The organism is Acinetobacter sp. YH12233 (genome assembly GCF_013417725.1).
Taxonomy (GTDB): domain Bacteria; phylum Pseudomonadota; class Gammaproteobacteria; order Pseudomonadales; family Moraxellaceae; genus Acinetobacter.
In genome coordinates this window covers 1-10,996 of sequence record NZ_VPDK01000057.1, presented here as the reverse complement: position 1 = coordinate 10,996, position 10,996 = coordinate 1, and the positions used below count along the sequence as shown (strand labels likewise).

13 protein-coding genes are annotated in these 10,996 nt (G+C 37.9%); 8 read left to right on the top strand and 5 right to left on the bottom strand.

From position 1 onward, the window contains the following. Positions 1–111 precede the first annotated feature (111 nt). Together FTV12_RS15545 and FTV12_RS15540 are read right to left on the bottom strand one after the other, a co-directional pair. The gene (locus FTV12_RS15545; RefSeq protein WP_180034303.1) at positions 112–846 is read right to left on the bottom strand and encodes a hypothetical protein; all 735 of its coding nucleotides are present in this window, start codon (positions 844–846) and stop codon (positions 112–114) included. A gap of 17 nt (positions 847–863) precedes the next feature. Continuing rightward, complete coding sequence (locus FTV12_RS15540; protein WP_180034304.1) at positions 864–1,130, bottom strand: mobilization protein; 267 nt, start codon at positions 1,128–1,130, stop codon at positions 864–866. A 209-nt stretch (positions 1,131–1,339) separates the two neighbouring features. Between FTV12_RS15540 and mobQ the strand changes: the two genes are divergently transcribed. The 8 genes from mobQ (at position 1,340) to FTV12_RS15500 (ending at position 8,202) form a co-directional block, all read left to right on the top strand. Beyond that, positions 1,340–2,776: a MobQ family relaxase gene (gene mobQ / locus FTV12_RS15535; RefSeq protein ID WP_180034302.1), complete on the top strand. Its 1,437-nt coding sequence runs from the start codon at positions 1,340–1,342 to the stop codon at positions 2,774–2,776. Between the two features lie 101 nt (positions 2,777–2,877). Then, the gene (locus FTV12_RS15530) at positions 2,878–3,099 is read left to right on the top strand and encodes a hypothetical protein (RefSeq protein WP_180025721.1); all 222 of its coding nucleotides are present in this window, start codon (positions 2,878–2,880) and stop codon (positions 3,097–3,099) included. A 252-nt stretch (positions 3,100–3,351) separates the two neighbouring features. Further along, positions 3,352–4,275, top strand: coding sequence for a replication initiation protein RepM (repM, locus tag FTV12_RS15525; protein ID WP_005021644.1), 924 nt, complete (start codon positions 3,352–3,354; stop codon positions 4,273–4,275). 60 nt (positions 4,276–4,335) lie between these two features. Continuing rightward, a complete protein-coding gene (locus FTV12_RS15520) occupies positions 4,336–4,893 on the top strand; it encodes a plasmid replication DNA-binding protein (protein ID WP_227656918.1) in 558 nt (185 codons plus the stop codon). Between the two features lie 660 nt (positions 4,894–5,553). Then, the gene (locus FTV12_RS15515; RefSeq protein WP_074163995.1) at positions 5,554–6,054 is read left to right on the top strand and encodes an META domain-containing protein; all 501 of its coding nucleotides are present in this window, start codon (positions 5,554–5,556) and stop codon (positions 6,052–6,054) included. 466 nt (positions 6,055–6,520) lie between these two features. Beyond that, complete coding sequence (locus FTV12_RS15510; protein WP_017393771.1) at positions 6,521–6,808, top strand: BrnT family toxin; 288 nt, start codon at positions 6,521–6,523, stop codon at positions 6,806–6,808. Continuing rightward, on the top strand, positions 6,795–7,109 hold the full coding sequence (locus tag FTV12_RS15505) for a BrnA antitoxin family protein (RefSeq protein WP_019838431.1): 315 nt from the start codon (positions 6,795–6,797) through the stop codon (positions 7,107–7,109). Before FTV12_RS15510 ends, FTV12_RS15505 begins: the two co-directional genes overlap by 14 nt. A 580-nt stretch (positions 7,110–7,689) precedes the next feature. Further along, the gene (locus FTV12_RS15500) at positions 7,690–8,202 is read left to right on the top strand and encodes a hypothetical protein (protein ID WP_180034301.1); all 513 of its coding nucleotides are present in this window, start codon (positions 7,690–7,692) and stop codon (positions 8,200–8,202) included. On the opposite strand, the gene FTV12_RS15495 is transcribed toward FTV12_RS15500, so the two are convergent. From FTV12_RS15495 to FTV12_RS15485, 3 genes are all read right to left on the bottom strand, one after another. Beyond that, a complete protein-coding gene (locus tag FTV12_RS15495; protein WP_180034300.1) occupies positions 8,199–9,845 on the bottom strand; it encodes an IS66 family transposase in 1,647 nt (548 codons plus the stop codon). The genes FTV12_RS15500 and FTV12_RS15495 overlap by 4 nt on opposite strands. Positions 9,846–9,919: 74 nt before the next feature. Next, on the bottom strand, positions 9,920–10,255 hold the full coding sequence (gene tnpB / locus FTV12_RS15490; protein WP_035270816.1) for an IS66 family insertion sequence element accessory protein TnpB: 336 nt from the start codon (positions 10,253–10,255) through the stop codon (positions 9,920–9,922). Then, on the bottom strand, positions 10,252–10,635 hold the full coding sequence (locus tag FTV12_RS15485; protein WP_001055589.1) for a transposase: 384 nt from the start codon (positions 10,633–10,635) through the stop codon (positions 10,252–10,254). Before FTV12_RS15485 ends, tnpB begins: the two co-directional genes overlap by 4 nt. Between the last annotated feature and the right edge of the window lie 361 nt (positions 10,636–10,996).

Genomic DNA, 10,996 nt, shown 5'->3' with positions numbered 1-10,996 from the left:
CCAAGCAGACGTGCACAGAAAATAGCAATCAAAGAACGAAATCTAAATCCTGTGCTTGACTTGGAATTGTCCATATAGGACATTTCTATTTGGTTATTAGGTAGGACATTTCTACTTAGGAATAACACAGGTTGATCTAAAGTTCTTTATTGCCTTGATCACATGATCCCCTAATTGCTGAGTATTTTTAGGATTTCCGGCTGAATTATTTAAAGAGACATTTAAAGGGAGGGCTATCTGCCTCAAAATTTCTTTAGCTGATGGTTGTTTTTCACCATCCTTATAAACTTCAATTTTTGCATTTTCATATTGTTTTATCTCATATCCATCATAAAAAATATTATTTAAAATCAATAGCTCATGATTATTTTCAACTTTCAGTTCTGTTTCAGTAGGAATATTTAACCCTATATTTATTTTTGAATTAGCTAAAAGTATTTTGTTATAAATACCTAAAATATATTTCCCTTTGTATTCTCGTGACTTAGCCTGAAACTGCTCCATATTTAAGTCATAGACTACTTCAATACAGAGGTCCTCTGGGTTAATTCTTAAAACAATAATTCTGTCCACTAACTCAATCGTTTTAAGATTAAAATCGACATGACTTGCTGTAGTAACAGTCTTAACAGAAATTCTTTGTCCAGTACTGGAAACTACATCATAACCTCTCTGATTAACTGAATCAGCTAATTGTCCTAAGGTCATCATAGCTACATAAAGTTCCCCAATTCTTCCTGTTAAATGCCTTAATTCTGCAATAGGCATTCCCCAAGAGAGTTCTTTTTCAAACCATTCAATAGATTCACCTAAAGACTTAATAATATCGAATTGGCTCAATGCCATGATTGATTTCCTATCACTTATAAATTAAAGAGCTTACGATCACGTTCATCAGTCAAATACTTGTCCATCTGTGCAATCAATTTTGCCCGGGCCTGTTCATCTTCTTCAGTGATTTTTAGCATACAAGATCCGATTAGAATTTTGTGTCTAGTATCATCTTTACGAGCCTGTTCTTTCTCTTTAGCACGTTCTCTTGCAAGTGCTGCTTGTCTTTGAGCTTTAAGCTGTTTCAGCTTTTCTTCCTGGGCTTTAATTTTGCTGTCTAGTGTTTCAGTAACGCTCATTAATCCAATACCATCATCCTGGGAAACCATCCCTAACATAAGCGCACTTGAATATGCATTCAAGGTGCTATATGTATAGTAATGTTTTCCTCGAAGAGCGCACTTATGCAAACTTCGTTTGCAAGTCCGATTGGGGTCTCCCCAATACCCCGACAACCGTAGACACGGTTGTATTTCACTACGTGAAAATTTAAAAGCGAAAAATAGGCATGGCGATTTACCACTTTTCAGTCAAAACCGTAGCACGATCAGCAGGACGTTCCGCCACTGCTGCAATCGCCTATCGGGCTGGTGAAAAGATCTATTGTGAACGTGAAGGCCGAGAACATGACTACAGCCGAAAAACTGGTGTGGAATACAAAGAGATTTATTTACCCAAAGACGCACCAGAACATTTAAAAAACCGGGAAAGACTCTGGAACGAAGTTGAACAGCGCGAAACCCGAAAAAACTCGACAGTTGCCCGGGAATTTGAAATCGCTTTTCCAAGTGAATTAAATCAGGAACAACGCCTGGCCATGCTCGAAGAACTATGCGCCAGTATCGTGGACAGACATCAGGTGGCCGTTGATGCCTGTATCCATGCCCCGCATACCGGATCCGGCAGTGATGAACGCAATTATCACGCCCATATCCTGATGAGCACACGCAAGCTCATTCCCGAAGGTTTTACCGAGAAAACCCGGGAACTGGATCAGAAACACAGTGGAGAAATCGAACACTGGCGCAAACACTTTGCCGATATCTGCAATATGCACCTGGACATGGCCGGATACACCGCCCGAGTCGATCACCGCAGCTACAAGGACCAGGAGAATGGTCTAGAGGCTACCCTGCACGAAGGGCCGAAAGTCACCGAACTGCGCCGGAAAGGGATTAAGACCGAAATCAGCCGAAGCAATGATGAAATCAAACAGAGAAATCAGGCTCAACTGCAATACGGTAAAAATATGGATCTGCTGATTGCTGAAAATGAGATCAAACTCAATACACTAAAAACTGAACAGCAGATCCAAATCAAAAATAGTGCTAAAACGCCACCAATTGACGAAAAAGCCCTGTTTGAAGAAAAACAGAGAGAAACCCTTGGCAAAGTGCTAAATCGCGAAATCAGCGCAAAAGACGCGAATCTAGACCTAGAATTTATGCAGGATGTTTTTAAAAAGGCCGAAAACACCTTCGGCAAGATGCAAAAACATGAAAACGAGTTCAATCAGCAGCTTGCCCAGGACATCGTGAAGAGTCGACTCAAGCAAAGTCATGACAGATTGCAAAGCCTGGTCGATCAACACAACGAATTAACCCAGAACAAACCCTTACTGTTTGGAAAAAAAGCCTGGGAAGCCCAACGTGACGAGATTTATCAGGAACACAAAAAGCTGAAAGGTCAGCATGAACACCAGAAAAAACATGGTGTGAAGGATTTATTAGACAATGAAAAGTTCAAAGAACATGCCTGGAAGCAGTACCAACAACAACATCCGGCCAAAGCCAAGCAATACCAAACTCTATACTCAACCTATCAAGTTATTAAGAAATGTGTGAATGAGATCAAAGCAGAACAACAGATGAAACTCAGACAAGAACAACAGCTCAAAGCACAGCAACATGCGCCTAAAATGAAATCTCGTGGCATGAGTCGATAAACAGAGCGAGTGTCTACGAGCGAACTGAGAAAATTTGCTCTTTCCTTTCCCTGATTACAAGCTCCCTATCCATTAATCACCTACCCTACAGAGCATCCCGCATGGGTGCGAACTTTCCAAGTTTGATCCCTAAACCGAGCGTAGCGAGAAAAAAAGCTGATGAGCGAAGCGAATTCCGAGCTGCTTTTGCTTTTTCTAAAAGTCACGAAAATATTAACCAAAAATTGCCCCAACGAATCGAGCGAAAGCGAGATTCAATAGAGTTTGAGCGTAGCGAAAACCAAGGGCAATTTTTTACTCGCTGGGCTTTTAATTATTTTTAAGCTTTTAAATGCTTTTAGACATGCTCAAGACTTTGTAAATAAAGGCTTCTAGATCTTATATGACTACGTTTACCTACCAATATGACTACGTTTACCTACCAATATGACTACGTTTACCTACCAATATGACTACGTTTACCTACCAATAATCTACATTATTTTTTTTGTAGATTTAACTACGTTTACCTTGCATTAATCTGCATATTTATTATTATAGATTTATATTCATAAGTAATAATGTAGACAAATAAAATGCGGGACTTAGTAGTTAAAGATAATGCCTTAATTAATGCGAGTTATAACTTAGACTTAGTAGAACAACGTTTGATCTTATTAGCTATCGTCGAAGCAAGAGATAGTGGTCGAGGAATCAATGCAAATGACCCCTTAGAAGTGCATGCTGAGAGTTATGTAAATCAATTTAATGTTGCAAGACAAACAGCTTACCAAGCGTTAAAAGATGCTTGTAAGGATCTATTTGTACGTCAATTTAGCTATCAAGAAATTAATAAAAGAGGAAATGTAGAGAATGTTTTAAGTCGCTGGGTGAGCGAGATTAGATATATCGATGATGAGGCTACAGTAAAGTTAATATTTGCCCCTGCAATCGTGCCACTTATTACACGTTTAGAAGAACAATTCACTAAATATGAGTTACAACAGATTAGTAATCTCAGCAGTGCTTATGCTGTGCGGTTGTATGAATTATTAATTGCTTGGCGTAGTACGGGTCAAACTCCAATTATCGAACTAGCAGAGTTCAGACAAAAAATAGGCGTTCTTGATGATGAATATACAAGAATGGGAAATTTCAAAGATCGAGTATTAAATCTAGCTATTGCCCAAATTAATGAACACACGGATATTAACGTCCAATGTCAGCAACATAAAAAGGGACGTAATATTTCTGGTTTTTCATTCAACTTTAAACTGAAAAAAGTCGTTATAGCTCATAACAAAGAGCAAACTGCTCTTGAGATTTTCTCAAAATTTACCGATGCACAGCGTCATCTTTTTGCCAGTAAACTGTCTGAGCTTCCAGAGATGAATAAATATTCTCAAGGTACTGAAAGCTACTCACAATTTGCAGTTCGAATTTCTGAAATGCTACGAGATCCACAAAAATTTGAAGAACTACTCCCATATCTAAAAAAAGTAGGCTTTAATACAAAATAAACTTCATGTTCAGATTGGATGTTCACATAAACATCCTTGTACACGTACTGAGGGATTCCATTGAACACAACAAAATTTAGCGTTATGGACGCAAGTAAAGCCTTTAAAAAATCACGTACAACAATATACGAGGCTTTAAAAAGTGGTGAATTATCAAGAGATCATGATGGACTTATAGACTTGTCTGAACTTATCAGAGTTTATGGCAATCCAGTCGGTGTTCAGTCCAGTGCACGTACTGAACAAGTTCAAAAGGATGTACAAGTACACGTTCAATCTGAAGTTGAAAATGTATTAAAAGATCAAATTTCTTTACTCAAAAATCAGTTAGAGTTAGCAAATCAAAGAGAAAAGTCTTTGATGCAACATATTGAAGATCTTACTCATAGAATTGAGTTTAAGGGCACCTTAGAACAGCCAAAACAAGAAAATATTAATCAACTAAATGAATCTACTAATTCGAATATAGCAACAGATCCTCGGCCACAGACTGAGTCAAACTATGACGGATTGACTACTCCTCAGAAAGACAATAAACGTATCCCTGTTCCAGAACACGTTGAGCCTGAACCTAAAAAAAGGGGTTTCCTGAGCCGTTTTTTCCTTCCTTATGGTTAGCCAGGACTCCAGTTTTTTGATGAGCCAATTTCAGTGCAAGCACATGAAATAATGACTCATCAAAAAACTGGATGAGGTTTATTAAAACTGAATAAACTTGTGGAACATTGCTTAGTTATTGAGCGTGGAACACGAAAAATCACTGAAAAAGCCTAAGAGGGGATGCTTAGGCTTTTTTTACAGATATAAGACATTGTTTTAAAATGAATTTTACAGAGCATTTCGTATAAGGTGTATTATGTTAATTTTAGAATCTCTTAGAAATGATTCACTTAATCTATAACCATTCTTTAATAATTAATACATTTATCCTAGAAAGATGAGTGCCCTAAAAGTGTAAAAAAATAGTCACAAAAATTTCAAAATAGCTCGATATTATTTAAATAAAATTTATACTAATACTTGATGTTGTATAAGCAAATATAGCTAATTACTTAAGTTAGCAGTACAAAACTTTATAAAATGGTGTTTTACAGAAATATTTACATTCTATAGCCTTTAGAATTTAGCTATAGCACCACAAAGTAGATGTATTTTTTGAAAATTTAATTAGATCAAGGAAAAATCATGAGAATAAATAAAATTAAAGATCATCAAAAGCGATTATTCTACTGATGAACTCTATAAAGAGGGTTACTCATTATTATACGGACAATAACGATGACTAGAATATTTATACTGATGTTCGTCGTTGGACTTTTGAGCGCTTGTCATAAGCCTTCATCAGCCGATCAGTCCAAGATACAAGAATTACAAGTGATGTCCTTTAGTGAGCAGACCTTGGCGCAATTTTCTTGGGAATTAATCGAGGCAACAAATGCTAATAGTGAACGTATAGATTCATTATTTCTGGCTTCAAAACCTGACCAACCTATCACGCTAAAATTTGCAGAAAAGATGCTGTATATTGGGAATTTGTTTTGTAATATAAATTCGATTGGTATTCATTTTAAGGGCAATCATTTATATGCTGAACAACCAATTGTTGCCACAATGATGGGCTGTCCTGATGATATCAACTTACGTGAAAGTACGATGATAGATATTCTGGTGAATGCTCCCACATTATATCTTCAATCTCGTAAGGGGCAGGCACAACTGCTTATAGAAACACAAAAAAAAGAGAAATTGATTTTTAAAGGTGTTCAAGTCAACAAGTAGTCTAAATTCTTGCAGTACACTGATGAAAATCATAAGGTAAAGTTAGATATGAGGAAGCCCAATCATTTAGTTGGGCTTCTTTGTTTAAATATAATTTTAAGAGCCGGTAACTTATTTTCTGTAAGTTCCCTTTTACTATTTTTCTTTTGAGTATTTTATTAATCTAATTCTTTTACGCACTCAATAAGTATTACCACTATACCAACTCTTAGAAAGAGCTTTGAATTCCCTATTTAACATAATGGTGGTTATACGCAATACACTTGTATATTAATATAAAAATCAATCGCTTAAAAATTTCACCTTGGTCGCAAAAACAGTAAAAAGCCGACTTTGAAACAAGTCGGCTTTTTTATGAGCAGTTTTGGAATGTTTTGCCAATAAATTTGACTAAAAATTACGCTTCTCAACTTGAGTGATACAATTTTATGATACATTATTGTATATACAAATTTGAATGTTTTTTATGAAACAGTATTTCGAATGGGATGAGGCAAAGAATCGAAAGAATCAGAAAAAACACGATGTCTCTTTCGAAACGGCAAGCCTTGTTTTTGAAGATCCATTAAGGATCTCAATTCAGGACAGACATACCGATGGTGAAGAACGTTGGCAGACCATTGGGAAAGTAAAAGGCGTACTAATGCTGTTAGTAGCTCACACCATCTTTGATGAAGATGACTGTGAAATCATACGAATCATTAGTGCAAGACAAGTCACCAAGGCGGAGCGAGATAGATATGAGCATGGTTAAATACTCACGCAAAGAACTGAATGAAAAATTCAGCGACAAGCAAGATGCTGAAATTCAACGCTTGCTTGCTAAGGGAACGATTCCTGACGATCAGCTAGATCTCTCAGATATGCCTGAAATTACCGACTGGAGTAATGCTGTACGCCACAATCAATTCTATCGTCCAGTAAAGCAACAAACTTCAATTCGGTTAGATGCTGATGTGCTTGCTTGGTTCAAAGCACAGGGAAAAGGTTATCAAACACGTATGAATGAAATCTTACGGGATGCCATGCTAAAAGAATTAAAAAATCATCAATAAAAATGGGAGCTTAGGCTCCCATTTTTGATTTCGTATAAGGTGTATTATGTTAATTTTAGAAAAAATTGATAATTAATGAGTAAAATATGCATAAATTTTGGAAAATTTTTATCGGATTAAATATATTTGGATTCATAATTTCAATATCAAATTTCTTTTTCATGCTATTTTACCCAATTATATTTTGTATAAATTCAGCATCAAGTTTGCTCATTTATATAATCTTTAGGTTTATAAAAAAACATAAAGTTAATAATTTTTTGAATATCCTTTTTTCTACAATTTTAGTAATTTTTTTAAATATTTTAATAAGCTACACTTTTTTTAGTTTAGATAAAATGTCTCAGATAATGATATATGCATCAATCATATATCTATGTTTTCAGCTTTTAATGATAGTTCTGCTAGAAGCTGCTCTTTAACTCATTTATTTTCATTTAACATAATGGCTGTTATACGAAGCCAAAAAAGAAGCCTGGAAGACATCCCAGGCTTCAGATAATCCGTATTATGTTAATTTTAGCTAAATTTAACTATTCTAATTACTCTGAAATAAGAACATTTAATAAGAGGGGAAATAATGGGATTTATAAATGAAAGAATTAGTGGAGAGGATCGTATTGAATATGGTCTTGATGAAATAGAAAATAGTGTTCCTAGAGGAGTTTGGCATCCTGATAGAGATTGGACTATAGATAAAGAGCGAAAAATATATTTAAGACAAATATGGCAAAGTAATTCAGGACGAGAGCCTGAAAAAGATCCAAAATTTATTGATAGAACATATCATTTTTTTATTGATAATATTCTTTATCAAGTTCAAATCCATGATGATTTAGAGAAAGAAATAAAGACAAAAGAAGGCTATCTAAAGTCTATTTTAACAGTAACATCAATTAATCCAATGCAGAATAATAATGAAGAGTTAATGCAAATAATAAGAACACTATATGAAGCACTACTAATTAGACAAGGTAGTGGAATTTACTCCAATTGGATAAAAAAGTTTGATTTAACATTAATTTATCAAAAGTTGGAGATGAAAAACATGATCATCTGTAAGCGTCCGCTGAACCCCATGCCTATTTTTTAATTTGAGTTGGATTTCCAGCGATGTGGCAGTAATTCTTCTATTTGGGTCGCTTTATGCGTCGGCAGCCTTTTCAGCACATCACTTAAATAGGCATACGGATCCAAGCCATTCAGCTTTGCTGACTGGATTAACGTCATGATGTTTGCCGCTCGCTGACCACTGCGCAGCGAACCTGCAAACAGCCAGTTCTTGCGCCCCAACGCCCAGGGACGCATCTGATTCTCGACCCAATTATTGCAAATAGGTAGATTGCCATCATCCAGATAGCGGCTTAAAGCTGGCCAACGCTTCAGAGTGTAATTGATGGCCTTGGCGGTGGGAGAACTCGATGGCACTGTCAGATGATGTTGGTTGAGCCATTCATATAGTTGTTGCATCACTGGTTGACTATGCTGTTGTCGGTATTCGCGGCGGTCTTCCGCTGTACCATCGGTCTTTTTCCTGAGCTCTGCTTCTATCGCATACAGTTTCTGAATCAGCACTAATGCCTGTTCAGCGACCTGACTTTTCCCAGTTACATGCAGTTCATGGAATTTACGACGTGCATGGGCCATGCAGCCCACCTCAATGACCTGGCCTGATTTAAAGCGTGCTTTATAACCACTGTAATCATCACAGACTAGATAACCCTGCCAGCCTTTCAAGAACTCTGCAGCATGCTGGCCTGAACGACTATCCTGAAAGTCATAGATCACCGCCTGAACTGGATTGTACTGTGTAGTGGCATAGGCCCAGACATAACCTTTCTTCGGTTTTTTATCATTCTCACCCATCCGCATGATGGTGACCGGTGTTTCATCTGCATGCAGCACCTGCTGTTGTAGTACCACCTCTTTTAAGGCATTGGCCAGAGGTTCCAGTTCTACACCGCAGCGACCTATCCAGTCAGATAAAGTTGATCTAGAAAGTTCGATTCCCGCCCGCTGATAGATCAGACGTTGACGGTACAGCGGCAAATGATCGGCATATTTCGATACCAAAACATGGCTGAGCAGTTCAGGTGAAGCAATGCCTTTATCAATCACATAGGCGGGCATCGCTTGCTGAGTCAGAGTGTCACACTGATCACAGACCCATTTACCACGCACATGCTGTTCCTTATAGAACTGTGCCGGTCTGAAATGCAGTTTTTCACTGACATCTTCACCGATACGACGGAGTTGGCAGCCACAAGCACATTGGGTTGATGCAGGTTCATGCTCAATACGGATGGTGTGTAGATGATCTGGCAGTGGTCGACGTTTAGGTTTATTGGTTTTGGCTTTGTGTGTCACTGCATCGGTTTTATCTGCATTTAGCCGTTCCAGTTCTAGATCAACCGCGGCAATATCTTCTTCAACCGCTTCATCCCACAGGTGGATTTGTTTTGCAGTGAGATGTTCGTTTTTACTGCCGAATTTGTGCTGTTTAAATAGTGCGAGTTCATGCTCGTATTTTTGATTGAGAATAGAAAGATGTTGAACTTTAGAATCTAATTGCTGATTGGTGACTTCAAGATGTTGAACTCTGGCATCTAATTGCTGGTTTGATTTTTCTAATTCTTGATTTGATTGTGCCAGAGACTGATGCTGCATCGCCAACTGCCTGGTGAATTCCAGCAGTTGTTCATGGGTCAGTTGGCTTAAGTCAGGCAGCGTATTCATGACCGCAGTATGCCTGAGGTCATGAGAAGAATGAAATAGAACGTTTGGAGAATAGCAGAATGGAACAGCCTGGTTTAAAGCATCGTCACCACCTGCTGTCGTCCAATTCTCTGCCAGGGCAAACCTTGGATTAATGCCTGTAACTGTTCCGGGCTGAGGGCCACGGTTTCACCTTGGTGAACTTGAGCCCAGTGAAATTTACCCTGTTCCAAACGCCGGGCACACAGCCAGATGCCCAGTCCATCATGTACCAACACTTTCATACGATGACCACGTTTATTACAGAACAGGTAGGCGCAATGCGGTTTGATGTAGCCAAAGGCTCTCACCACCTGAGCCATGACAGTATCCATTCCTGCTCGCATATCCATGGGCTGGGTAGAGAGCCAAATTTCATTGATACGGATCATGTTGCCAGTGCCTTGAGTAATTCTGCCAAGGCAGGTATTTCTGATGTCTGCCATTTTAGCTGAATATCATTATTCGTATGAGGCACGGTGATACACAACGTGATCCTCTCATCAATAGGTTGGCTGATTGCAGCAGTGTAAGGCAAAGCAATAAATGCTGGATTCACATGAGTAGGATCCTGCACGGCACCCTCATGATGGCTGAAGATCCTGATCCAACGACTGACAAGGTTGGCATTAATACTATGTTGCAGTGCGACCGAAGCGATCGAGGTATTAGGATTTTTACAGGCATTGACAATACTGAGTTTGAATTCTTTGCTGTATGTTCTGCGTTTTTTAGCAACAGGAGGTGTTGCTGAATATATATCCATGTTCATGGATTAAGTCCCCACTTGTTTTTAGGTGGGAACTAAATTAAGGCTTATAGGATCGCTTGGTAAGGCTGTGTTAGCCGGATGCTTACGATCATCTCAAGTTCTTGATATTTGTAATAAAAAATTAATCACTAAAGTAAAATGATGTCAATTACTTTCATTTTTATGAAAAAAGTATTATGGCGACCAATATTGTGAACTCCTGATTTAACATAAAACCTCTTATGCGAAATCAGGTTGTAACTCCAAAATAGAAATGTCCGGTTTCTCCAAAGTAAAAATGTCCGCTTTTAGAATATGCACTTTTGCAATTTCGTTAGCGGACGGTTTGATATGTTGGTGTCTATGTCGGATAAAGAACTTA

Bases quoted from the DNA above. Each gene is read 5' to 3' on its own strand.
- FTV12_RS15515 (WP_074163995.1), top strand. From the start codon at position 5,554: ATGACTAGAATATTTATACTGATGTTCGTCGTTGGACTTTTGAGCGCT.
- FTV12_RS15485 (WP_001055589.1), bottom strand. From the start codon at position 10,635: ATGAACATGGATATATATTCAGCAACACCTCCTGTTGCTAAAAAACGC.
- FTV12_RS15510 (WP_017393771.1), top strand. From the start codon at position 6,521: ATGAAACAGTATTTCGAATGGGATGAGGCAAAGAATCGAAAGAATCAG.
- FTV12_RS15500 (WP_180034301.1), top strand. From the start codon at position 7,690: ATGGGATTTATAAATGAAAGAATTAGTGGAGAGGATCGTATTGAATAT.
- FTV12_RS15545 (WP_180034303.1), bottom strand. From the start codon at position 846: ATGGCATTGAGCCAATTCGATATTATTAAGTCTTTAGGTGAATCTATT.
- FTV12_RS15495 (WP_180034300.1), bottom strand. From the start codon at position 9,845: ATGAATACGCTGCCTGACTTAAGCCAACTGACCCATGAACAACTGCTG.
- FTV12_RS15530 (WP_180025721.1), top strand. From the start codon at position 2,878: ATGGGTGCGAACTTTCCAAGTTTGATCCCTAAACCGAGCGTAGCGAGA.
- FTV12_RS15540 (WP_180034304.1), bottom strand. From the start codon at position 1,130: ATGAGCGTTACTGAAACACTAGACAGCAAAATTAAAGCCCAGGAAGAA.
- FTV12_RS15505 (WP_019838431.1), top strand. From the start codon at position 6,795: ATGAGCATGGTTAAATACTCACGCAAAGAACTGAATGAAAAATTCAGC.
- mobQ (WP_180034302.1), top strand. From the start codon at position 1,340: ATGGCGATTTACCACTTTTCAGTCAAAACCGTAGCACGATCAGCAGGA.
- tnpB (WP_035270816.1), bottom strand. From the start codon at position 10,255: ATGATCCGTATCAATGAAATTTGGCTCTCTACCCAGCCCATGGATATG.
- repM (WP_005021644.1), top strand. From the start codon at position 3,352: ATGCGGGACTTAGTAGTTAAAGATAATGCCTTAATTAATGCGAGTTAT.